At 33.7% G+C, this 24,850-nt stretch carries 22 protein-coding genes and 5 tRNA genes; all 27 read left to right on the top strand.

All coding sequences use genetic code 11. The features are described 5' to 3' along the window. Window positions 1-948: a hypothetical protein gene (locus ACKTTV_RS20495; RefSeq protein WP_408032755.1), complete on the top strand. Its 948-nt coding sequence runs from the start codon at window positions 1-3 to the stop codon at window positions 946-948. Window positions 949-1,035: 87 nt separating this feature from the next. Beyond that, window positions 1,036-2,136, top strand: a complete 1,101-nt coding sequence (locus ACKTTV_RS20500; RefSeq protein WP_408032756.1) for a hypothetical protein — start codon at window positions 1,036-1,038, stop codon at window positions 2,134-2,136. 126 nt (window positions 2,137-2,262) lie between these two features. Beyond that, the gene (locus tag ACKTTV_RS20505; protein ID WP_408032757.1) at window positions 2,263-4,218 is read left to right on the top strand and encodes a PKD domain-containing protein; all 1,956 of its coding nucleotides are present in this window, start codon (window positions 2,263-2,265) and stop codon (window positions 4,216-4,218) included. Window positions 4,219-4,247: 29 nt separating this feature from the next. Further along, a complete protein-coding gene (locus ACKTTV_RS20510; protein WP_408032758.1) occupies window positions 4,248-6,806 on the top strand; it encodes a CHAT domain-containing protein in 2,559 nt (852 codons plus the stop codon). Next, the gene (locus tag ACKTTV_RS20515) at window positions 6,803-7,030 is read left to right on the top strand and encodes a PspC domain-containing protein (RefSeq protein ID WP_408032759.1); all 228 of its coding nucleotides are present in this window, start codon (window positions 6,803-6,805) and stop codon (window positions 7,028-7,030) included. Before ACKTTV_RS20510 ends, ACKTTV_RS20515 begins: the two co-directional genes overlap by 4 nt. After that, window positions 7,027-8,031: a potassium channel family protein gene (locus ACKTTV_RS20520; protein ID WP_408032760.1), complete on the top strand. Its 1,005-nt coding sequence runs from the start codon at window positions 7,027-7,029 to the stop codon at window positions 8,029-8,031. Before ACKTTV_RS20515 ends, ACKTTV_RS20520 begins: the two co-directional genes overlap by 4 nt. 27 nt (window positions 8,032-8,058) lie before the next feature. Continuing rightward, window positions 8,059-8,958: an SDR family oxidoreductase gene (locus ACKTTV_RS20525; protein ID WP_408032761.1), complete on the top strand. Its 900-nt coding sequence runs from the start codon at window positions 8,059-8,061 to the stop codon at window positions 8,956-8,958. A gap of 96 nt (window positions 8,959-9,054) precedes the next feature. Continuing rightward, a complete protein-coding gene (locus ACKTTV_RS20530; RefSeq protein WP_408032762.1) occupies window positions 9,055-10,635 on the top strand; it encodes an alanine/glycine:cation symporter family protein in 1,581 nt (526 codons plus the stop codon). 14 nt (window positions 10,636-10,649) lie between these two features. Then, entirely contained in the window at window positions 10,650-11,534 is an 885-nt protein-coding gene (locus ACKTTV_RS20535; RefSeq protein ID WP_408032763.1) for a ComEA family DNA-binding protein, read from the top strand. 22 nt (window positions 11,535-11,556) lie between these two features. Next, window positions 11,557-12,723, top strand: coding sequence for an acyl-CoA dehydrogenase family protein (locus ACKTTV_RS20540; RefSeq protein WP_408032764.1), 1,167 nt, complete (start codon window positions 11,557-11,559; stop codon window positions 12,721-12,723). Between the two features lie 148 nt (window positions 12,724-12,871). Further along, window positions 12,872-14,245, top strand: coding sequence for an alpha-amylase (locus tag ACKTTV_RS20545; protein WP_408032765.1), 1,374 nt, complete (start codon window positions 12,872-12,874; stop codon window positions 14,243-14,245). A gap of 132 nt (window positions 14,246-14,377) precedes the next feature. Beyond that, complete coding sequence (gene rpsU, locus ACKTTV_RS20550; protein WP_408032766.1) at window positions 14,378-14,575, top strand: 30S ribosomal protein S21; 198 nt, start codon at window positions 14,378-14,380, stop codon at window positions 14,573-14,575. Between the two features lie 99 nt (window positions 14,576-14,674). Beyond that, window positions 14,675-15,574 (top strand): tyrosine-type recombinase/integrase, encoded by a 900-nt coding sequence (locus ACKTTV_RS20555; protein WP_408032767.1) that lies wholly within the window; start codon window positions 14,675-14,677, stop codon window positions 15,572-15,574. Window positions 15,575-15,587: 13 nt separating this feature from the next. Continuing rightward, window positions 15,588-15,896, top strand: coding sequence for a ribosome hibernation-promoting factor, HPF/YfiA family (gene hpf, locus ACKTTV_RS20560; RefSeq protein WP_408032768.1), 309 nt, complete (start codon window positions 15,588-15,590; stop codon window positions 15,894-15,896). An 89-nt stretch (window positions 15,897-15,985) separates the two neighbouring features. Next, window positions 15,986-16,059, top strand: a tRNA-Thr gene (locus tag ACKTTV_RS20565). 32 nt (window positions 16,060-16,091) lie between these two features. Beyond that, window positions 16,092-16,174 (top strand) — tRNA-Tyr (locus ACKTTV_RS20570). A 16-nt stretch (window positions 16,175-16,190) separates the two neighbouring features. Next, window positions 16,191-16,263: transfer RNA gene (locus ACKTTV_RS20575), tRNA-Gly, on the top strand. 14 nt (window positions 16,264-16,277) lie between these two features. Continuing rightward, window positions 16,278-16,350, top strand: a tRNA-Thr gene (locus ACKTTV_RS20580). 75 nt (window positions 16,351-16,425) lie between these two features. After that, the gene (gene tuf, locus ACKTTV_RS20585; protein WP_408032769.1) at window positions 16,426-17,613 is read left to right on the top strand and encodes an elongation factor Tu; all 1,188 of its coding nucleotides are present in this window, start codon (window positions 16,426-16,428) and stop codon (window positions 17,611-17,613) included. Window positions 17,614-17,672: 59 nt separating this feature from the next. Next, window positions 17,673-17,745: transfer RNA gene (locus ACKTTV_RS20590), tRNA-Trp, on the top strand. A gap of 56 nt (window positions 17,746-17,801) precedes the next feature. Further along, window positions 17,802-17,993, top strand: coding sequence for a preprotein translocase subunit SecE (secE, locus tag ACKTTV_RS20595; protein WP_408032770.1), 192 nt, complete (start codon window positions 17,802-17,804; stop codon window positions 17,991-17,993). A gap of 2 nt (window positions 17,994-17,995) precedes the next feature. Beyond that, the gene (gene nusG, locus ACKTTV_RS20600; RefSeq protein WP_408032771.1) at window positions 17,996-18,544 is read left to right on the top strand and encodes a transcription termination/antitermination protein NusG; all 549 of its coding nucleotides are present in this window, start codon (window positions 17,996-17,998) and stop codon (window positions 18,542-18,544) included. A 67-nt stretch (window positions 18,545-18,611) separates the two neighbouring features. Then, window positions 18,612-19,049, top strand: a complete 438-nt coding sequence (rplK, locus tag ACKTTV_RS20605) for a 50S ribosomal protein L11 (RefSeq protein WP_408032772.1) — start codon at window positions 18,612-18,614, stop codon at window positions 19,047-19,049. Between the two features lie 19 nt (window positions 19,050-19,068). Further along, the gene (rplA, locus tag ACKTTV_RS20610) at window positions 19,069-19,761 is read left to right on the top strand and encodes a 50S ribosomal protein L1 (protein WP_408032773.1); all 693 of its coding nucleotides are present in this window, start codon (window positions 19,069-19,071) and stop codon (window positions 19,759-19,761) included. A 21-nt stretch (window positions 19,762-19,782) separates the two neighbouring features. Continuing rightward, window positions 19,783-20,298, top strand: coding sequence for a 50S ribosomal protein L10 (gene rplJ, locus ACKTTV_RS20615; RefSeq protein WP_408032774.1), 516 nt, complete (start codon window positions 19,783-19,785; stop codon window positions 20,296-20,298). Between the two features lie 49 nt (window positions 20,299-20,347). After that, window positions 20,348-20,722 (top strand): 50S ribosomal protein L7/L12, encoded by a 375-nt coding sequence (gene rplL / locus ACKTTV_RS20620; protein ID WP_408032775.1) that lies wholly within the window; start codon window positions 20,348-20,350, stop codon window positions 20,720-20,722. Window positions 20,723-20,957: 235 nt separating this feature from the next. After that, window positions 20,958-24,767 (top strand): DNA-directed RNA polymerase subunit beta, encoded by a 3,810-nt coding sequence (gene rpoB, locus ACKTTV_RS20625; protein WP_408032776.1) that lies wholly within the window; start codon window positions 20,958-20,960, stop codon window positions 24,765-24,767. Window positions 24,768-24,850 lie beyond the last annotated feature (83 nt).

Here is a 24,850-nt window from a genome sequence, read left to right on the forward strand (position 1 = left end):
ATGACAAAATTATTTTTACTGTTAGTAATTACACTTGTTAGTTGTTCAGAAGACAATTTACAAGAAATCGAATCAGACAAGGTGTCGTATAACTCTATTGCAGAGTTTTTTATGGAGAATGGTGTTAAAACTCAAGAGTTTACTGTTCAAGCGGATTTAGGAGGAACTATTACAGGAGAGCAAGGAACTGAAATAACGTTTCCAGAGAATGCTTTTAAGAAAGATGATGGAACCATTGTTAGTGGACCTATTGATATAAAAGTAAAAGAAATATTTAAGGCGAGTGATATGATTTTATCAGACAAACCAACAAATGCTTTAGATATTTTTGGAGGAGAGACATTTCTATTATCTGAGGGAGAAACGGCTGTTTTAGCTGAACAAAACGGAGAAACTCTATCCTTGATTCCAGGGAAAAGTTATAGTGTTAAAGTACCTTCGGCAGGAGGAGCAGATCCAGAAATGAGACCATTTAATGGAACATTTGATAATGATGGTAATTTAGTTTGGAATATTGCTTCTGAAAGAGATCAGGCAGGTGGTTTTGGAATGAATTATGTAGCACCAGGCTCTTATATATATGATGTTTTTCAAATAGGTTGGACAAACTGTGATAAGTTCTATGCATATCCAGGTCAAAAAACAACAAACCATGTGAATCTTACCGATAGCCCGAATTTAGACGAAACGGTTGTTTATGCAGTTTTTAAAGAAAATAACCTACCGGCAGTTGTTAAACTCACAACTGAGTATGCTAGCGGGGTAGTTAGCTATACCAATTCATTGCCCGTTGGATTGGAAATAACTTTTATAGGAATCACTATAAAAGATAATCAACAATACCTAGCAAAAGAAGATAAAACAATTGCTGTTGATGAGGAGTTCGTTATGAATTTTAACCCAGTTTCTACAGATGAAATTATTAGTGTGTTGGAAGGATTGAATTAGAATGAAATACCCCTTAGGAATTATCTGAATAAAAAAATGAAATGATGAAATCGACATGTTTAAGATAATTATTAAACATATAGTTAAATGATTGTTTCAAACATCCAAGATTACATTTTACAGTTGAAAACAATTAAAAACAGACAAATGAAAGTTGTAAACTATAAATATATAAAACGTAAAGTTAAAATCGTACACAAAAACTTATTTAAAGCCATTGTACTTTTAATAGTATTTATCGGTCTAACATTAGTCGGTTGCGATTCAGAGGTCGATACTGATTTCGATGGAGATATCGATCCATGTGAAAACGAACATTTTTTTGGATTGAATACTTATGATCCTTGGGGAGGTCTTTCTCCATTAAACAAAAATGCAGATTTAGGAGTTTCAGAAGAAATTTTTCCTTCTGTTGAAAGTTCTATTATGTATTCAAATGCTTCAACATATAATTACGATCTAGAAAGCTATCATTTCTTTAATTCACCTAATTATGTTTTTGTGAATGTAACTAATGATTCTCCTGCGGAAATGGTCCCTTTACTAGGGTATGATTCAACTTCTAAATATAGTCATCTCGTATATGTGTCTGCTGCTATTTCCAATTATATTATTGAAATTGATGCAGATGGATTTGTGAAACTAGTTAAGGTGGATGTAGATTCAGGTAATATTGAAACCGAAATTTTAACAGGATTTAATATTGGGGCAACTGGAGCCCAATCAATTTCCATGACTACCAATAATGTTGATGAGGTTTATATAATGATAAATAGGACTCTTATAACAATAAATATTGTGACAGGAGTATCTGATTTCGTAGAAATTGAAGCGTTATTTAGTACTACAAATTTGTTTTATGGTTTGGAATATAATTCTTCAGGAGATCATCTTTTCGCAATTAGATTAGAGCAAACAGCAGACGTCATTAACTTGGTAAAAGTTAATCTAGATGGTAGTTTCTCAACCTCATTTAGCTTAACGGATGATGTTCATCATAAAGAATCAATTATGAGCCATTTTTATAGCACTACATTGAGTTGTGATGAGTCGCTATACAGGTTAACTTATATACAAGGAAATAATAATACAATTTATCAAGAAATAAATAGTATTACTGGTGAAATTTTAACTGACACGAAAGAGGCAGATTATTATTTCGGAATTGAAAGTAATGCTAATAACTAGTTTGGTTTTTATGTTTTAAATCTGGGGGGATTTAAAAGGTGCATTCTAACTGTTTTTCAATGGTTAGAATGCTTTGCCTATATTTATAGTAAGAATCTTGTAGATAATTAATTAATTGGGGAAGTTATGAAGAACTGTGTTTTATTTGCTTTTATAATTTTGTTTGGTAGTAGTCTTTTAGCTCAGGAGAATGTCATAAAAGATACGATACAGAGAAAGGCCGTAATAAAGTATGATATTTTGGGAAATGAACTAAGATTAAGTCCTGAAGTTCCTCCTTTAAATCAGATTGCTGGAGCACCCAAAGCATTTTATACATACTTCTGGGAGTTTGGAGATGGTAATTATAGTAAAGAAAAAGAGCCGAATCATATCTATAAAAAGAAAGGCGATTATGAAGTAAAACTTTGGGTAACTAATCATTATGACACAGGTAAAGCACCTGCCACTCGGCCTCAAAAGGTTTCAGTTAAAAAAGTACAAAACCCAGCTGTAGATGAGGCTTCTTTGGAGGGTGATTTTATATTACAAAAGAATAGAGATCCCATTCCAAATGAGGAAATGGTGATGGTTATGAGTTATAAGAATGATAAAAATTATGTTAGCGACGGACAATTGTTCTTGTTTTTCAATGAAAGGAAATATAATGCAGATAACTTTGAGTTAAAAGACGTTCGAGTACATTATGGTGAAGAGGTTGCTTCGGATATTGAAGCGATTTCGTTTTCTAAAGAACTTAAAAAAGAAGAAATTTTATATGCTTCCACTTCTAGTGATTTGATAGAATCTCCACAACTAGTTCAAGATTCAACTCTTGTGAATTTAGAGAAGACTATAAATGATTCTAAGAAATTGTATAAAAATTGGAATGTTTTTAAGTTCAATAATATGAATCCATCTGAGCAAAGAAATATCTTTTTTACTATGAAATCTACTCCAGAGATGTTAAAAGATACAAGCGCTATAATTTCAGTGAGAGGCGTATACGTACCTGATGGGAATTTTAAAAATCATAAAATTAAAGAGATGGAAATGGAGATTGTTACTTCTCATGATCCAAATAACATGTCTTCAAATGGAACATTCTTAAATTATAGGTTGGTTCGATATAAAAATCTTAAATACAAAATTCGCTTTCAAAATAATGGAGAAGGGCCAGCGAATACAATTCGCTTAGAGACTGATATTCCAGAAATGCTAGATAAAAAAACATTAAAGGTGCTAGATATGTACCCGAAATGTGATATTTGTCCAAAAGAAAAGGTTAGCTATAGTTGTTTGGATACAACATATACAAAAGAGAAGGCAATTTTTACTTTTAAAAATATTTATTTACCTGGGAGTAATCAAAAAGGTGTGAGAGAAAGAGATTCTACAAAAGGGTTTGTAAAGTATAGTATTCGATTTGGAAAAGACTTTCACAAGAAAAAAACAACAAGTAGAACGGCTATTTATTTTGATAAAAATGAGCCTATTCTAACAAATAGATCAACCACGAGGTTTCTGCCTGGTATTTCTATAGGAGTAAAGGTCGGATATAATCATTTTTCAAAACTTAACAACTCAAAGGATTATTTCTTCGGAATAACAGTGTCACCATATAAATCCTTTCGATGGTATTGGCAAGTAGAACTGCTTAATAGTTTTCATTCGTTTAAAGGAAATACTACCGTTACCGAAGATATTGTTACAATATCGCCAGATGTTGAAGATATAAAAAGAGTAACTACTTCATTTGATTATAGTAATATCGATTGGACGTTACCAATATTAGTAAGGTATAATGTTAATAATTATATCGGCTTGGGAGCAGGAATGCAAGGAACTATTAGTTTGAATGAAAAAGAGAATAGGACGGTACTAATTGAAGGCTTTCAAAGAACTCCGCAAGAAACAAGATTAATAAGTAGTTTTAGTGAAAATAATACTCTAGAGGGATCTTTTGTGAATTTTAGAAAAGCCGCATTGTTTGAAGTTACTGGCGGTTTTTCAAGAATTGGACCTAGCCTAGGAGCAAGATATGTAATGGATTTTAATTCAAGCTATAACCATTGGCAGTTTTATGCTATTTGGAAATTTTAAGGAATTAACTAGAACGAAAACAGAATCATTTGAAAACAAAATTGCTTTTTCTTTTTATATTTTCAACAGCAACATTAATAGGGCAAAACCTTGAAGAGCGTATTTATGATGCTATTGATGAATTTGTGGCTAGGAAAAATGTAAATGCACTGGAAACTCTATTAAGTCAAGAAGAAAAATTCAGTAAAGAAGTCAAAATCTCTTCTGAAAAATTGGCTTTAGTAATACTTCAATGCAATTTGGCTTTTTATTTAAAAGAATCTGATCAAATGAAGTTGGCTATTTCTGCGTATGAAAAAGCTTGGTTAGGTTTTTCTAAACATGGATTATCAGATTATGATATTATAGAGTATTGTTTAAAACCATTGGGAAACCTTTATATAAAACTTAATGATTATACAAATGCCGAAAATATAATAAAGCAATATGTTTTTCTGGCAAATTCATCAGGAAGGAAAAAACAAGAGGTTTCTGGAATTGTAAATTTGTGTAGACTTTACCAAAGCATCAAAAAGCACCAGAGTGTAATTTCTTTGGTAAATAAAACATTAACTACTCCGAATTTAACAAAAACTCAAATAGCAAAATTACAGTTTATTAAAGCTCAAAGCTTATTAAGTACACAGAAGTCGACGCCATCTGTTGAAAAGAGAAAAGAGGAAGAAGTAGTCTTGAGAAGTGTTGATAAAACATATTTAAATTATCAAATAGCACTTCAAGAAAAGAATTATAGTAAAGCAAAGGAATATTTTACCTTATTTAAAAGACATAAACTTAAAGAGGGGATTGGTAAAAGGACTAGGGCGAAGTTGTTTTTTGAAGAAGCTCAACTTAATTATTTGCTGGGAAAAATAGAAAAATCTAAGAGAAACCTCAATGATGCTTTACAAGGCTTACTGATTAAACCAAGAAATTATGAAGAAATAAAAGAGGAGGTTTTGTTTCCTGAGGCACTGTTTATTGATATTTTTGATTTATATGCTGTTCTTGAAGAAGACCCACAGCTTGTTTTGAGAAATTATAATTGCAGTTTTTATGTAGCTAAATTGCTTGAATCTAACATAACTTCAAATGAAAGTAAAATAATTCATCAATATGCAAAAAGAAATAGAGCTGAAAAGAGTATTGATGTCTTATTAAGACTCCATAAAGAAACTTCGAAAATCAGTTATTTAGAACAGGCTTTTTTTTATGCTGAAAAAGGGAAGTCAGAAATTTTAGAAACTCAAAAACTAAGAAATAAGCTTTTAAAAAAACATACTTCAGATAGTCTTTTGATAGAAGAACAACAATTACTTAAAAAACAAGAGTACCTTACCAACTTATACGCAAAGGAAGTTAATCAAATCAATGGTTTTGGAAATAGCACATTAATTAGAGATTTGCACCAGATTAGTGTTAGTTTAAAAAAGGTGAAAACTAAAATTAAAGAAAAGTATAAAAACCAAGACGAAGATGTTAATCTTGAAGTTTTACGCCAGAAATTATCGAAGAACGAAGCTTTAGTTGAGTATTTTGTTGGAAAAAGAAATATTTATCAATTTGTAATTACTAAAGAAGAGATTATAGTAAACACCATAGAAAATGCTAAAGAAAACATTCAAGAGATTGTTAAGTTTATCCAACTTTTCGATAACGCATTTGAGATTAACAATGATATTGAATCTTTTACTAATTTATCGCATAGTTTATATGAGGTATTGAAACTTGATGTAGTAGGTTCTTATAAAAAGTTGGTAATTATTCCTGATGGGTTATTATGTTTTCTTCCATTTGAAACTTTATTAGTTGAGAAAACAACAACCAACTACTATGAAAATATGCCGTTTCTATTTAAGGAACATATTATTACTTATAATTTGAAGACGTCTTTTGTTTTGGAAGGGAGAAAACAAACAAAAGGAAAAAAGATTATAGGTGTTTTTCCAGTATTTGAAGGAACGAATAAAGAATTGGAACATACATTAAAAGAAGCTGAGGCCATCAACGATAATTTTTCACCGATTATCTTGAAACATGAGAAAGCAACTCTTAAAGAAGTTCTAAAAAATATAAATCAGGCATCAATACTTCATTTATCGACTCACGCTCATGCAGGAAATTTTGTTAAAGAGGCTACTATCGAGTTTTATGATAGAAGTGTTCCAATAAGTCAATTGAATTTGTTAAATCTTAATTTAGATTTGGCGGTTTTAAGTGCTTGTGAAACTGGAGTAGGGAGAGTCGAAAGAGGTGAAGGAGCCTTTAGTATTGCCAGAGCATTTAATTATACTGGAGTAGATAATTTAATCTTTTCATTATGGAAAGTAAATGATAAATCTACTTCTGAATTAATGTCAAATTTTTATAAAGCTATAAAAAAAGGAAGGACAATTAGCCTAGCTAATAAAGAAGCTAAGTTGAGTTACTTGAATGATAAAAGCATAACTAATCATAAAAAATCACCATATTACTGGGGAGCATTTGTGTACTATGGGGCTATAGAGAATGTAACACAATCAGGGAATTTATTATTTAAAACATTACTAATTTCTGTAATTGTAATATCTTTATCGCTTATATTGTTTAAATTGAAAACAAAAAAATGACGTTTATTCATTCAGTAAGATATTTTTTCGAACGAAACGGCTTTTATGTATCCGCTCGATTGGCAGATAGGTTAGGTATGAGAGCTGTTAATGTAAGGTTGTTTTTTATTTACATATCATTTGTAACAGTAGGTCTTTCCTTTGGGCTATATTTAACCTTGGCTTTTCTCTTGCGTTTAAAAGATATGATCTACACAAAACGATCTTCAGTTTTTGATTTATGATAAATTCAATTTTCAAATCTCGTTTATATAAAGCAATCTTTTTTTCAGTTCTAATTTTTAGTATTGGAATAGGAGGATATGCGTTACTTTTTGACTATTCTTTCATAGATGCATTATATATGACGGTTATTACCGTTACGACAATCGGGTTTGGAGAAGTTCATCCCTTTGGGGCAGAAGAGAAAATCTTTACAGTTGGTCTAATACTATCGAGCTTATTTATATTTGGTTATGCGGTATCATCGTTTTCTGAGTATTTAATTAGTGGTCAATTTTTTCATCAATTAAAAGTAAAAAAAGTGCAAAAAAAAATAGAAGAACTTCAAGGGCATACAATTGTTTGTGGTTTTGGTAGAAACGGAAGACAAGCGGTATCTAAATTGAGAAGCTACAAAAAAGAGGTAGTAATGATTGAAAGAAGCAAAGATCTTATTGAAGAATTAGATGAGAAAGGGATTCTAAATGTAGAAGGAAATGCAACAACGGATGAAACCTTGATAAAGGCAGGAATAATGAGAGCCAGTAATTTGGTAACGGTATTGCCTTCTGATGCCGATAATTTATTTGTTGTATTATCTGCAAGGCAGTTAAATAAAAACTGTAAAATTATTAGTAGAGCTTCTAAAGAGAGTTCCTATAGTAAGCTAAAAATAGCTGGAGCCGATAATGTTATCATGCCTGATAAATTAGGTGGAGCTCATATGGCTTTGTTGGTTGTTACCCCGGATGTAATTGAGTTTGTAGATAGATTAACTATTGAAGGTGATACCACGGCAAACTTGGAAGAGGTTGATGTAAATGAATTGCCGACTGAATATCTAGGGAAAACAATTTTAGATTTAGATCTAAGAAAGAAAACAGGGTGCACTGTGATAGGGTATAGATCTCCTGAAAAAGAGTATACAATCAACCCTGATGTGTCCGTGAAATTAATTGCAGATTCAAACCTTATTGTTCTTGGGCGTCCAGAACAGATTAACAAATTAAGAGAATTATTTTAAGACGGAGAATTCAAATTTTATTATTGAATGAAGAAAATTATTGTTACAGGAAGTAACGGATTATTAGGTCAGAGTTTACTGGCTTTATTGCTAGAAGAAAAAGATAAGTACGAAGTTGTTGGTTTTTCTAGAGGAAAAAATAGAAGCGGAAGAGAAGATTTTAGATATGTTTCTATGGACCTTACTAATAAAAATGTTCTGCTAAGAGAGTTAAATAAAGAAAACCCTGATGTTATTATAAATACTGCGGCGATGACGCAGGTTGATCAGTGCGAAGACAAAAAAGAGGAGTGTGATACCTTAAATGTAGATCTTGTTAAAAATTTAATTAAATACTCTGAAGAGCACAAGGCTCATATCATTCATCTTTCTACAGATTTTATCTTTGATGGGAAAAAAGGATGTTATAAAGAAACAGATGAACCCAATCCAATTAGTTATTACGGATTGTCAAAACTAAAAGCAGAAAGAGAGCTAGTAAACTCCTCTATTGACTATACTATTTTACGTACCATATTAGTATTCGGGAAAGTTTATGATATGTCAAGAAGTAATATTGTGTTATGGGTAAAGGAATCGCTTGAAAAAGGGAAGTCCATTAATGTAGTTAATGATCAATACCGAATGCCTACCTATGTAACTACTTTAGCAGAAGCCTGCAAGGCAGCTATTGATAAAGGGAAATATGGAATTTATAATGTTTCTTCTACAGAACTTTTAACTGTATATGATATTGCTCTTCAAATAGCAGAAAAATTCAATTTAAATAAGGAGCTAATATCACCAATATCATCAAAAGAACTAAATCAAAAAGCGCAACGTCCTGAAAAAACGGGATTTGACTTGAGTAAAACAAAAAAAGACCTAGGAATTGAGCTTAGAAAATTTAAAGAAGATCTTCAAAATTTTAAACAAATTATAACTTAAAAAAACACTTTTAACTAAGAAAAGTTGGGGAAACTTCAATTTTTTAAGATATTGCGATCCACTAAATCTAAAAAACTAATCACATACATACATATTATGAGGAAAAAACTGATGTCTTTATTAATGTTAACAATTCCAATGTTAACATTCGCACAAGAAAAAGGACTAGCAGAAAAAATAAATGAAGGTTTTAAACCAGTTGCAGATGCTTGGGGAAGTATTGTTTTTTATCCAGTAAAACTTGGAGAAGGAGTAGAGATGCCATTGGTAATTATAATGTTACTTCTTGCAGGTTTAATATTTACGGTTATATTCAAATTTGTAAATATTAGATTGTTTCCAACATCAATTAATATCGTAAGAGGAAAGTATGATGATGTGGATCATGCCACATCAGGGGTGATAGCTGGAGATCCTACGCCAGGAGGAGATGCTATTGAAACTATTAGGGTAGAAGGTAATGAAGGAGAGGTGACCCACTTTCAAGCGTTAACAGCAGCATTATCTGGAACTGTTGGATTAGGTAATATTGCAGGGGTGGCGGTAGCCTTGTCTTTAGGTGGTCCCGGGGCTACGTTTTGGATGATTGTTGCCGGTTTATTAGGAATGTCTTCAAAATTCGTAGAGTGTACTTTGGGAGTTAAATACCGTGATGTTGGAGAAGATGGTACAATTTATGGAGGTCCAATGTACTATCTTAGAAAAGGATTAGCCGATGTTGGTAAAAGCGGATTGGGTAGAGTGTTAGCCGTAATATTTGCAGTCATGGTTGTAGGAGGATCTTTTGGAGGAGGAAATATGTTCCAAGCTAACCAAGCCGCTCAGCAGTTTGGAAGTATGATTGGATCAAATGATTTATCAACAGCATTGATATTTGGTATCGTAATGTCTGTTTTAGTTGCAATAGTTATTATTGGAGGTATTAAGAGAATCGGAAACATTACGGAAAAGATTGTACCTTTTATGGTGGGGATTTATTTCGTTGCTGCAATCATTATTTTAGTAGCTAATTTCTCACAGATAGGAAATGCTTTTGGTCAAATTATTGACGGAGCATTTAATGCTGAAGGGATATCTGGAGGTTTACTTGGAGTACTGATTGTTGGCTTTCAAAGAGCCGCATTTTCAAATGAAGCTGGAGTTGGTTCAGCAGCAATAGCACACTCAGCAGTGAAAACAAAATATGCAGCTTCTGAGGGCTTAGTGGCGTTATTAGAACCATTTATAGATACTGTTGTAGTTTGTACAATGACAGCCTTAGTAATTATTATTACAAATGGAGATGGAGGTATCATGACTTATGGTGTAAAATCTCCTGACGGAGTATTGGCAACCTCTAAAGCATTTGCGTCAGTATTACCTTGGTTTCCATATATTTTGACTATGGCAGTTGTTTTATTTGCATTTTCAACAATGTTGTCTTGGTCTTATTATGGTTTACAAGGTTGGATGTTTTTGTTTGGGCGTTCAAAAGTGTCAGATTATGTATATAAAGTTTTATTCTGTTTATTTGTAATTATTGGTTCTGCTGCAAGTTTAGGAGCTGTTACTGATTTTTCGGATGCTATGATTTTTGCTATGGCCGTTCCTAATGTAATCGGATTATGCTTCCTTTTCCCTAAGGTTCGTGAAGAATTGGCGAGGTACTTAAAAGCAATTGGCGTTATAAAGACTTAAAATAGACTGTAAAAATGAAAAATTTAAAGCCCCATTTCTTATTTGATAAGCAATTAAGAAATGGGGCTTTTCTTTTGGTGTTAATCATAGTTGTTCTTCAACTTGCATACGTTTATGTTGATTTTACAACTGTTGAGACTGAAAGTAATAAGGAAGCTGTGTTGAAACTAGAAATGAAACTAGATAGTTTAAAGCAGCAAAAGGAGTTGAAGCCCAACCTCAAAATATTTCCTTTTAATCCTAATTATATATCTGATCATAAAGGGTATCAACTTGGAATGTCAGTTATTGAAATTGATAAATTACATGAATTCAGAAAGAAAAATAAGTTTGTGAATTCAAAAGAAGAATTTCAAAAGGTTACGGGAGTTTCTGATAGCTTGCTGATGTTAATATCTCCACATTTCAAGTTTCCATCTTGGGTAAAGGAAAAGATAAATGATAATAAGAAAACTCGTCCAAAGTATTCCATTACTCAAGATAAAAACAAAAACTATGAGATAAGAGACATTAATTTGGTTTCTGAGCTTGAATTAATAGAAGTTCTAGATATAAATGAGAAACTGGCTCAAAGGGTTATTAAGTACCGTAAAAAGCTTAAAGGATTTACATATACTTCTCAACTTTCAGAAGTATGGGGAATCAACCAAAGCGATGTTAAAGAAATATTAAAGTTTTTTAAGGTGTTGAGTAAGCCAAAAATTGAGAAGTTAAATATTAATACTGCTAGTTTTAAAGAAGTTCTTCAACTACCGTATATTGATTACGATTTATGTAAGAAAATATTTGACTATAAAGAAGAGGTGGCAGAAATTCAGAATATTGAAGAATTGAAAAATATTACAAACTTTCCTTTAAAAAAATACGATAGAATAGTCTTATATTTGTTAGCAAAATAAACAACAACTAATTTAAGAATCAATGAATAGTATGTACTTTACCGAAGAGCATGAATCTTTTCGTCAAAGTTTTAAGGACTTTTTGCAAAAGGAAGTTGTTCCTCATATTGATAAATGGGAGAAAGAAGGTGCAGTTGAAAGATTTATCTGGAAAAAATTTGGAGAAATGGGGTATTTCGGGTTAAACCAACCTGAAGAATATGGAGGATTAGGATTAGATCTATTCTATACAGTTATATTTCTGGAAGAATTACAAAAAATAAACTCAGGAGGTTTCGCTGCAAATATGTGGGCTCATGCTTATTTGGCAATGACACATTTAAAGGAGGAAGGCGACGATAGAATTAAGACAGAATATTTAACTCCTAGTATTGATGGTGATAAAATTGGGTGTTTGTGTATTTCTGAACCATTTGGTGGAAGTGATGTTGCAGGAATGAGAACTACGGCAGTGAAAGATGGAGACAACTACGTTATTAATGGTTCAAAGACCTTTATTACTAATGGAGTGTATTCAGACTATTTAATCGTTGCTGCGAAAACAAATCCAGATGAAAAACATAAAGGAATAAGTATTTTCGTTATTGATAGAGAAGCGCAGGGAGTTTCTGCAACTAAGCTTGATAAATTGGGTTGGAGAGCATCTGATACTGGAGAAATAGCGTTTGATAATGTAGTAATACCTAAAGAGAACCTTATGGGAACTGAGGGAGCTGGATTTTCTTACATTATGCAGCATTTTGCTTTAGAGCGACTTATTATGGGAGTTAATGCTCACGCAAGAGCTGAATATGCAGTTGACTACGCAATACAATATATGAGCGAACGCCAAGCATTTGGGAAGCATTTAAACGAGTTTCAGGCATTACGTCATAAGATTGCTGAAATGGCAAGTAGAGTTGATATGTGTAGGGAATACAATTATTCAATAGCTAAAAGACTTAATGATGGTAATTATGTCGTAAAAGAAGCAAGTATGAGTAAATTGTTGTCAACAAAAATGGCAGATGAAGTTATTTATGATGCTTTACAGTTATTAGGAGGATATGGCTACATGGAAGATTATCCAATGGCGAGATTATTAAGAGATAGTCGATTAGGACCTATTGGAGGAGGAACTTCCGAGATTCTAAAAGAAATTATCGCAAAAATGGTTATAGATAAGAAAGAATATAAACCAGCAACATAATTTTAAGTAGCCACTCATTTAAGAGTGGCTTTTTGTTGTTATACATTTATCGTATAAAACTTTTCAACACGAAATCGTTTTCGTTTCTATATCGATTTCGTGAAATCGTTTTCAATGCATAATTTGAAAAAAATTAAAACAAATTATCATGAAAATCCTTCTGAAAAAATGTTGGTTTATTTTACCAATATTAATCTTTTTAGCTTGTTCAAGTGAACAAGAAATTCAACAATTACAAAATGTTAATTCAAAAACAGAACATGGTTCCAGAGCTTCATTGAAACCTATTGGAACAGGTGTAATGATGCAAGCTTTTTATTGGGATGTTCCAGCTGGCGGGAATTGGTGGAATACTGTTAAAGGGAAAGTGCAAGATTGGAGTAATGCTGGAATTGATGCTATTTGGTTACCTCCAGCTACAAAAGCCCAGAATGGATCTTTCTCTATGGGATATGATCCTTTCGATTATTTTGATTTCGGGAAGTATGACCAAATGGGAAGTATAGAAACGCGTTTTGGTTCTGAAAAAGAACTAAAATCTTTGATATCGGAAGCGCATAATTCAAATCTTAGCGTGATAGCTGATATTGTGTTAAATCATAATAGTGGTGGGCAAAGTGAGGTAAACCCAGTTAATGGACAAGCAAACTGGACTAAGTTTGAGCCGATGTCTGGAAGATTTACACGAGATTTTAATGATTTTCACCCAAATTATAACTATAATAATGATACTGGGGTTTTTGGTGGTTTTCCTGATTTGTCACATAGCCAAATTAGAGTTCAGAATGAGTTATGGAAAAACCCAGAATCTGTTGCAAAATACTATAAAAATGTCATGGGATTCGACGGCTGGAGGTTTGATTATGTTAAAGGCTTTGAACCTTGGGTGGTGAGAGAGTGGAAAAATGAGGTAGGTGGTTTTTCTGTAGGTGAGTATTGGGATGGTAATGCAGGTACCTTGGATTGGTGGTCGGGGCAGGCTGAAGTTAGTGCTTTCGATTTCGCTTGTTATTATCGCATGAGAGATGCTTTTCAAGGAAATAATTTAAATAGACTGAATGATGATATGCTTTGGAAAAGAAACCCAAATAAGGCTGTTACTTTTGTTGCCAATCATGATACAGATGAAATTTACAATGGGAAAATGCTAGCATATGCTTATATCTTAACGCATGAAGGATATCCAACTATTTTTTACAGTGATTATGAAGAATGGTTAAGTAAAGAACGATTGAATAATTTAATCTGGATTCACAATAATTTGGCGGGTGGTAATACATCGATTTTATATACAGATAATGATGAATACGTTGCAAGGAGAAATGGGCATAATAACGCAGGATTAGTTGTATACATAAATAACGCTAATCATTGGCAAGAACGTTGGATACAAACGAACTGGTCCAATACTAGGATTAAAGATTATACAGGTCATTCGAATTGGGAGCCAATAACTCAAGGAGGTAAATGGGTGAAAATACAAGTGCCTCCAAAGAGCTATTCTGTATGGGCTCCAAAATAAAATTAATAAAAAGTTGTTAATTTCAAAACTCTCCGTATCTTTGCAGTCCAAAAATTAAAAATAACAGGTAATTGACTTAACTATCAGTTACATAAAAATATAAAGAGACTACATGAAAGGAGGTGCCAACATATGCTAATCATTCCAGTAAAAGAAGGAGAGAATATCGATAGAGCGTTAAAGCGTTATAAGCGTAAATTCGATCGTACGAAAACAATGAGACAATTGCGTAGCAGAAAGCAGTTTACGAAGCCTTCAGTAGCGAAAAGAGCTCAGAAGATTAAAGCTTCTTACGTTCAAAGATTAAGAACAGCTGAAGAAGTTGGATAAAAAACACTTCTAATCAAAGATATAAACCCACATTTTTTAATGTGGGTTTTTTGTTGATTTATATTTAGTTAAATTTGAAATAAATGCTTTTATTATAGTATGAGTAGAAATCTAATCGATAAATTTTTAGAGTACCTTGAATATGAAAAGAAGTATTCCAAACATACAGTGGCAGCTTATCGTCGAGATTTAACAGATTTTATTGATTACTGTGAAGGTGAATTTGATCAGGACAATCTAAAGGAGATTCATTATAATCAAATAAGAAGTTGGATTGTGATGTTGGTTGATCAAGGTTTAGTAAACAGAAGTGTTAATAGAAAGATTAGTTCTTTAAAGACATTCTATAATTTCCTACAGAAAATAGGTGAAATAAATGTAAATCCCTTAGCAAAACATAAATCGTTAAAAGTACAGAAGAAAATAAGTGTCCCATTTACAGAAAAGGAAGTGAATGAGGTTATTGAGTTATTAAAGGTAAAGGATGATTTTGAAGGTGTCAGAAATAGATTGATTGTTGAGTTGCTGTATTCCACAGGAATTAGGCGAGCAGAGTTGATTAATATAAAGGAAAGTGATATAAACTTTGAAGAAAAATTGTTGAAGGTTTTAGGGAAAAGAAATAAAGAACGATTTGTGGTGCTGTTACCTTTTGTAATGGATACTATAAGAAGTTATATGAAGAAGAAAAATGAGCTAGAGAAGTTAGAAGATAATGACTATCTGTTACTTACTAAAAAGGGTGTTAAATTATACGAAACTCTTGTCTATCGAATAATAAATTCGTATTTTAGGGGTGTGTCCACTAAGGTTAAAAAAAGTCCACATATCCTTAGGCATGCATTCGCTACCCATCTACTAAATAAGGGAGCGTCTTTATATTCGGTTAAAGAATTGCTAGGGCATTCAAGTTTAGCCTCGACCCAAGTCTATACGCATAGTAGCTTGGAAGAATTAAAACAAGTGTATAATAAAACTCACCCTAGGGAGTTGAACTAAAAATTGGAAGATTATGAAGGTATTCACACAATCGGTTAACTTCGCAGCAGACAAAAAGTTGTTAGACTACATTGAGAAAAAAGTAGGAGGATTGGAAAAGTTCCATGATAAGATTGTTGATGTCGAAGTGTATTTGAAAGTTCAAAAGACAAGTGAAAAAGAAAATAAAATTACCGAGGTAAAAATAAATATACCAGGTAATGAATTAATGGTAAAAAAACAGTGTAAAACCTTTGAAGAAGGAGTGAGTATAAGTGTGGAATCGCTAAAAAGACAGCTCCAAAAGTCGAAAGATAAATCTAGAGCAACAATAGCTTTATAAAAAATAATTAAAAAAAGTTTTCAAAAATTAAAAAATACTTTTACATTTGCAGTCCGTTAGAAATAGCGGACTGTTTTTATACAGTAAAAGCCGATATAGCTCAGCTGGCTAGAGCAGCTGATTTGTAATCAGCAGGTCGTGGGTTCGAGTCCCTCTATCGGCTCAAAAAAGATCATTAAAATATTGTTGTATTATGGGGAGATTCCAGAGCGGCCAAATGGGACGGACTGTAACTCCGTTGTCTTTCGACTTCGCAGGTTCGAATCCTGCTCTCCCCACAATGATTTTTTTTAAGCGGGAGTAGCTCAGTTGGTAGAGCGTCAGCCTTCCAAGCTGAATGTCGCCGGTTCGAACCCGGTCTCCCGCTCAAAATTTTTTTAGGCCGGTGTAGCTCAGTTGGTAGAGCGCATCCTTGGTAGGGATGAGGTCACGGGTTCAAATCCCGTCATTGGCTCTTTTAGAGTTTATGAAACAATTAGGTTTTAAAGTAACACTAAATATATTTAACTAAGAATTAAAATTAATAATCATGGCAAAAGGAACTTATGATCGTTCGAAACCACACTTAAACGTTGGTACTATCGGTCACGTTGATCACGGTAAGACTACTTTAACTGCTGCAATTACTAAAGTATTAGCGGATGCAGGATATTCTGAAGCAAGTGCTTTTGATCAAATTGATAACGCTCCAGAAGAAAAAGAAAGAGGTATTACAATTAACTCTTCTCACGTAGAGTATGCTACAGCAAACCGTCACTACGCTCACGTTGACTGTCCAGGTCACGCGGATTACGTAAAGAACATGGTAACTGGTGCTGCTCAAATGGACGGTGCTATCTTAGTAGTTGCTGCTACTGATGGTCCTATGCCTCAAACTCGTGAGCATATCTTATTAGGTCGTCAGGTTGGTATTCCACGTATCGTTGTTTTCTTAAACAAAGTTGATATGGTTGACGATGAGGAATTATTAGAGTTAGTAGAAATGGAAGTAAGAGATTTATTATCTTTCTATGAGTATGATGGAGATAATGGTCCTGTTATTGCTGGTTCTGCTTTAGGTGCATTAAACGGAGAGCAAAAGTGGGTTGATACAGTATTAGAGCTTATGGCTGCTGTTGATACTTGGATTGAAGAGCCACCAAGAGATACTGAAAAAGATTTCTTAATGCCAATCGAGGATGTATTCTCTATTACTGGTCGTGGTACTGTTGCTACTGGTCGTATTGAAACTGGTATCATCAACTCTGGTGATCCTGTAGATATTATTGGTATGGGTGCTGAGAAGTTATCTTCTACAGTAACTGGTATCGAAATGTTCCGTCAAATCTTAGATAGAGGTGAGGCTGGAGATAACGCTGGTATCTTATTAAGAGGTATTGATAAGACTGATATCAAGAGAGGTATGGTAATCGTTAAGCCAGGTTCTGTAACTCCACACGCTAAGTTTAAAGCTGAGGTATATATCTTAAAGAAAGAAGAAGGTGGTCGTCACACTCCTTTCCACAATAACTACCGTCCACAGTTCTACGTACGTACAACTGACGTAACTGGAAACATTGGTCTTCCTGATGGTGTTGAAATGGTTATGCCTGGTGATAACTTAACAATCACTGTTGACTTAATCCAACCTATTGCATTAAGCGTTGGTTTACAGTTCGCTATCCGTGAAGGAGGTAGAACAGTAGGAGCTGGTCAGGTAACTGAAATTTTAGACTAATTAGATTAGCTATATAAAAAAAAGGAGTCTCTTTTAGAGAGACTCCTTTAAAATGAAATACGGGTTTAGCTCAGTTGGTAGAGCACTGGTCTCCAAAACCAGGTGTCGGGAGTTCGAGTCTCTCAACCCGTGCAACTCTCAAACGAGTTACAGTATTTTTCTGTAACTCGTTAAAAGGATAAAAAGATATGAGCAACTTTATACAATACATCAAGGATTCTTTCGAAGAATTAAATACAAACATGACATGGGTGTCTCGTGAAGAGGCTCAAAAGTCTACGGCTGTTGTGGCTGCTTTTACAATTATTTTTGCATTAGTAGTTGCAGGGATTGATAAAGTCTTTCAAACAGGATTAGATAACTTCTTTAAAATGTTTTAAGGATGGCAGAATCAGTGATGAAGTGGTATGTGGTGCGAGCTATAGGAGGTCAAGAAAATAAGGTAAAAACTTATATAGAAACCGAGATAGCTCGTCATGGGTTGTCTGATTTTGTAAATCAAGTTATAGTTCCTACTGAAAAAGTTATTCAGGTAAGAAACGGAAAAAAGATAAACAGAGAACGTGTTTATTTTCCAGGTTATGTAATGGTTGAAGCTAATCTAGCTGGTGAGGTTCCTCACGTAATTAAAGCTGTTACAGGAGTTATTGGTTTTCTTGGTGAAACTAAAGGAGGAGATCCTGTTCCAATGAGAAAATCAGAAGTAAACAGAATGTTAGGTAAGGTAGATGAATTATCTGTAAAAGATGAAAATGTTGCAATACCTTACAGTGTTGGAGAGACAGTAAAAGTAATCGATGGACCATTCAACGGATTTGATGGTACTGTTGAGAATGTAAATGAAGAGAAACGTAAGTTAGAGGTAATGGTTAAAATTTTCGGTAGAAAAACTCCATTAGAACTAAATTACATGCAAGTAGAGAAAATATAATTGTTACACCTATATATTTTGGTATGTTTTAGGCTTCCATTTAAAACATATCTTTAAATCTTAAACAATGGCAAAAGAAGTAAGTAAATTAGTAAAACTACAAGTTAGGGGAGGTGCTGCGAATCCATCGCCACCAGTTGGACCCGCTTTAGGTGCTGCCGGTGTTAACATCATGGAGTTCTGTAAGCAGTTTAATGCTCGTACACAGGACAAGCAAGGTAAAGTATTACCTGTTGTGATTACAGTTTATAAAGACAAATCTTTCGAGTTTGTTGTAAAAACACCACCAGCTGCGGTACAATTATTAGAAGCGGCCAAGATTAAGAAAGGTTCAGGAGAACCTAATAGAAAAAAGGTAGCAAGTGTTACTTGGGATCAAATCAAAACTATCGCAGAAGACAAAATGCCTGATTTAAATGCATTTGAAATTGAGTCTGCAATGAGAATGATCGCTGGTACAGCTCGCTCTATGGGATTAACAGTAACAGGTGATGCTCCGGCATAAACTAAAAGAGATTTAGAAAATGGCAAGATTGACTAAAAAACAAAAAGAAGCTCGTGCTAAAATCGATAGCTCTAAGGTTTATGATTTAAACGAAGCATCAGCTTTAATAAAAGATATTACAAAAGTAAAATTTGATGCATCTGTTGATTTAGCAGTTCGTTTAGGAGTAGATCCTCGTAAAGCTAATCAAATGGTACGTGGGGTTGTTACTTTACCACACGGAACAGGTAAGGATGTAAAAGTTTTAGCATTAGTTACTCCAGATAAAGAAGCAGAGGCTCAAGCAGCTGGAGCTGATTATGTAGGTTTAGATGAATACTTACAAAAAATCAAAGGAGGATGGACTGATGTTGATGTAATCATTACAATGCCAAGTGTAATGGGTAAATTAGGACCATTAGGACGTATTTTAGGACCTAGAGGTTTAATGCCAAACCCAAAGACTGGTACGGTAACTATGGATGTTGCAAAAGCTGTACAAGAAGTAAAAGCTGGTAAAATTGACTTTAAAGTTGATAAAACTGGAATCGTACATGCTGCAATCGGGAAGGCGTCTTTTGATGCTCAAAAGATTGCTGAAAATGCAAATGAATTAGTTCAAACACTTATTAAATTAAAGCCAACAGCAGCAAAAGGTACTTATATTAAGAGTATTTTTATGTCTTCAACTATGAGTCCTAGTGTTGCAGTAGATGTAAAATCTGTATCGTAAGGCAGTTAAAACCTTTTAATCATGACTAGAGAGGAAAAATCACAAGTTATTCAAGAATTAACAGCACAGTTAGCAGATACAAATACCATCTATTTAGCAGATATTTCTGGTTTAGATGCTACAACTACATCTAACTTACGTAGAGCTTGTTTCAAAGCTAACGTATCATTGGCTGTTGTGAAGAATACATTGTTAGCAAAAGCAATGGAAGCTTCAGACAAAGATTTTGGTGAATTACCAGAAACTTTAAAGGGTAATACCTCAATGTTAATAGCTGAAGCGTCTAATGCACCTGCTAAAGTTATTAAAGAGTTCAGAAAAAAATCAGACAAGCCTTTATTAAAAGGAGCTTATGTTGAAGAGGCAGTATATGTTGGAGATGACCAATTAGACGCTCTTGTTAACATCAAGTCTAGAGAAGAACTTATTGGAGATATTATCGGATTATTACAATCGCCTGCTAAGAACGTTGTTTCAGCACTTCAATCAGGTGGAGGTAAACTTACTGGTATCTTAAAGACGTTATCAGAAAAATAATTAAGCGCACTAATAAACTAAATAATAAAAATTTCAAAAAACAATTAAAATGGCAGATTTAAAAGATTTCGCAGAACAATTAGTTAACTTAACAGTAAAAGAGGTTAATGAATTAGCTGATATTTTAAAAGATGAGTATGGTATTGAGCCTGCAGCAGCGGCTGTAGCAGTAGCAGGACCAGCAGCTGGTGGAGGAGAAGCAGCTGAAGAAAAAACTGAGTTTGACGTAATCTTAAAAGCACCAGGAGGATCTAAATTAGCTGTTGTAAAGTTAGTTAAAGAATTAACTGGATTAGGATTAAAAGATGCTAAAGCTATCGTAGACGAGGCTCCTAAAGCTATTAAAGAAGGAGTATCTAAAGATGAGGCTGAAGGTCTTAAGAAGTCTTTAGAAGAGGCTGGAGCTGAAGTAGAGCTTAAGTAATTACTTACTCCCGTTTAAACGGGAAAAACAATAAAGGTTTAGGTACTAGGAATTTAGGTTTCTAGGCCTAAACCATTTTGTGTATATATTCGTTCTTTATTTCATCACATACATTTTTAAGATGTGATATGACATCTGTAAGCTTTTGCATTACAGTTGATTACAGCAATAAGATTGCTTATTGAAACGTAAAGTTTCAAAAAAAATATTTTTAATTAAAAAAATAGTATCTCTTTTGGCAACGATAAACACTACTGAAAGAATTAATTTCGCATCATCGCAGTTGGGAACTGATTATCCAGACTTCTTGGATATACAAGTAAAATCTTTCCAAGATTTTTTCCAACTTCAAACTAAAGCGGAAGAGCGTGGGAATGAAGGTTTGTACAAAACTTTCTTAGATAACTTCCCGATTACAGATACCCGTAATCAATTTGTTTTAGAATTTTTAGACTATTTTGTAGATCCACCAAGATATAGTATTGAAGAATGTATTGAAAGAGGATTGACTTATAGTGTACCTTTAAAAGCACGCTTAAAATTATATTGTACAGACCCTGAACACGAAGATTTTGAAACAATTGTTCAAGATGTTTATTTAGGGACTATTCCTTACATGACCAACTCTGGAACATTTATTATTAATGGAGCAGAGCGTGTAGTAGTATCTCAGCTGCACCGTTCTCCTGGAGTATTCTTTGGTCAATCTTTCCATGCCAATGGAACAAAGTTATATTCAGCAAGAGTTATTCCTTTTAAAGGATCTTGGATTGAATTTGCTACAGATATCAATCAGGTAATGTATGCCTATATTGATAGAAAGAAAAAATTACCAGTAACAACATTATTCAGAGCCATAGGTTTTGAAAGAGATAAAGATATTTTAGAAATCTTTGATTTAGCAGAAGAAGTCAAAGTAACAAAAGCTGGATTAAAGAAGGTATTGGGTAGAAAACTAGCTGCGAGAGTATTAAAAACTTGGCACGAAGATTTCGTAGACGAAGATACAGGAGAAGTTGTATCGATTGAGCGTAACGAGATTATTTTCGACCGTGATACTATTTTAGAAAAAGAACATATTGATGAGATCATAGAATCTGGTGCTAAGACTATCTTATTACACAAAGAAGATAATCAGCAAGCAGATTATGCTATTATCCATAACACATTACAAAAAGACCCTACAAACTCTGAAAAAGAGGCTGTAGAACATATATATAGACAATTACGTAATGCTGAACCGCCAGATGAGGAAACTGCAAGAGGAATTATTGAAAAATTATTCTTCTCTGAGCAACGTTATAGTTTAGGTGAGGTAGGACGTTTTAGAATGAATACTAAACTTAATCTAAATGAAGATTTAGATCAAAAGGTATTAACTAAGAACGATATCATAACTATCATTAAGTATTTAATTGAGTTAATCAATTCAAAGGCTGAAGTTGATGATATCGATCACTTATCTAACCGTCGTGTTAGAACTGTAGGTGAGCAATTAGCAGGTCAGTTTGGTGTAGGTTTAGCTCGTATGGCTCGTACTATTCGTGAGCGTATGAATGTTCGTGATAACGAGGTATTTACTCCTATTGATTTGATTAATGCAAAAACATTATCATCAGTAATTAACTCTTTCTTCGGAACGAACCAGTTATCTCAGTTTATGGATCAAACAAATCCATTAGCCGAGATTACACACAAAAGACGTTTATCGGCTTTAGGACCTGGAGGTTTATCACGTGAAAGAGCAGGATTCGAGGTTCGTGATGTTCACTATACTCACTATGGTCGTTTATGTCCGATTGAAACTCCTGAAGGACCAAACATTGGTCTTATTTCGTCGTTAGCAGTATTTGCTAAGGTGAATAACTTAGGTTTCATAGAGACTCCATATAAAAAGGTGGAGAACGGAGTTGTTTCTCCAGAAGAACCAAGATATCTCTCAGCTGAAGAGGAAGAAGGAATGAAGATTGCTCAATCGAACCTTCCGATTAATGAAGATGGTACATTTGGTACTGATAGGGTAATTGCTCGTGAGGAAGGTGACTTCCCAGTTGAAACTCCTGAGGCAATTAATTATATGGACGTTGCTCCTAACCAAATTGCTTCGATTTCAGCTTCGTTAATTCCTTTCTTAGAACATGATGATGCGAACCGTGCCTTAATGGGATCAAACATGATGCGTCAGGCAGTTCCATTATTACGTCCAGAGTCTCCAATTGTTGGTACAGGATTAGAAAGAAGAGTAGCGAAAGATTCTCGTATTTTAATTAATGCTGAAGGAGCAGGAGAGGTTGAATACGTTGATGCAAATAAGGTTATTATAAAGTATGATAGGACTGATGACGAGCGAATGGTGAGCTTTGATCCAGATGAAAAGTCATACGACCTTATTAAATTTAGAAAAACAAACCAAGGTACATGTATTAACTTAAAGCCAATTGTAAAACGTGGCGATAGAGTTGAAGAAGGACAAGTACTTTGTGAAGGATACGCAACACAACAAGGTGAATTAGCACTTGGAAGAAACATGAAGGTTGCCTTCATGCCTTGGAAAGGATATAATTTCGAGGATGCAATTGTGATTTCTGAAAGAGTTGTAAGAGAAGATATCTTTACTTCTATTCATATTGACGAGTATTCTTTAGATGTTCGTGATACGAAATTAGGAGCGGAGGAGTTAACAAATGATATACCAAACGTTTCTGAAGAGGCAACTAAAGACCTTGATGAAAACGGTATGATTAGAATTGGTGCTGAAGTTAACCCTGGTGATATCTTAATTGGTAAGATTACTCCAAAAGGAGAGTCTGACCCAACTCCAGAAGAGAAATTATTACGTGCTATCTTTGGTGATAAAGCTGGTGATGTAAAAGACGCTTCATTAAAAGCTTCTCCATCATTAAGAGGTGTTGTAATTGATAAAAAGTTATTCAAACGTGCCGTAAAGGATAAAAACAAGAGAGCTCGTGATAAAGAAGCAATTGCTACTTTAGAAGCATCTTTCGTGTCGAAGTTTGATGGCTTAAAAGAAAGATTAGTAAATAAGTTATTCGAGTTAATTAACGGAAAAACTTCTCAAGGAGTATTTAACGATTTAGGAGAGGAAGTATTACCAAAAGGTAAGAAGTTTACTCAAAAAATGTTAAACTCTGTTGAAGATTTTACACACTTAAGTGGAACTTGGACAACTGATAAAGAAATTAATAAATTAGTTATAGAATTAGTTCATAACTATAAAATTAAATTAAACGATTTACAAGGAGTTTTACGTCGTCAGAAGTTTACTATTTCTGTTGGAGATGAATTACCAGCTGGAATATTAAAGCTTGCTAAAATTTATGTTGCTAAGAAACGTAAATTAAAGGTAGGAGATAAGATGGCAGGACGTCACGGAAACAAAGGTATTGTTGCTCGTATTGTTAGACAAGAAGATATGCCTTTCTTAGAAGACGGAACACCAGTAGATATTGTACTTAACCCATTAGGGGTACCATCTCGTATGAACATCGGACAGATTTATGAAACTGTTCTTGGATGGGCAGGACTTAAGTTAAATCAAAAGTTCGCTACTCCAATTTTCGATGGAGCATCATTAGATGAAATTAACGGGTATACTGATGAGGCTAGTATCCCTCGTTTTGGACATACTTACTTATATGATGGAGGTACAGGAAAACGTTTTGATCAGCCAGCTACAGTTGGGGTAATTTATATGATTAAGTTAGGTCACATGATTGAAGATAAGATGCACGCACGTTCTATTGGACCTTACTCATTAATTACTCAGCAACCATTAGGAGGTAAAGCTCAGTTTGGAGGTCAGCGTTTTGGAGAGATGGAGGTATGGGCACTTGAGGCGTATGGAGCTTCGAGTATCCTACGAGAAATCTTAACGGTTAAATCGGATGATGTATTAGGAAGAGCAAAAACTTACGAAAGCATCGTGAAAGGTGAAGCAATGCCTGAACCAGGTTTACCAGAATCATTTAACGTATTGTTACATGAACTTAAAGGTTTAGGTTTAGACGTTAAGTTAGAAGAGTAATCACAGTGAAATGTCTCAGAGTTTTGCTCTGAGGCAAATCATTTTTTCAATATCAGTCTTGTAAAAGACACTTATTTTTAATT

The sequence above is a fragment of the Tenacibaculum xiamenense genome, assembly GCF_964513065.1.
In the GTDB taxonomy this organism is placed as follows: Bacteria; Bacteroidota; Bacteroidia; order Flavobacteriales; family Flavobacteriaceae; genus Polaribacter; species Polaribacter xiamenense.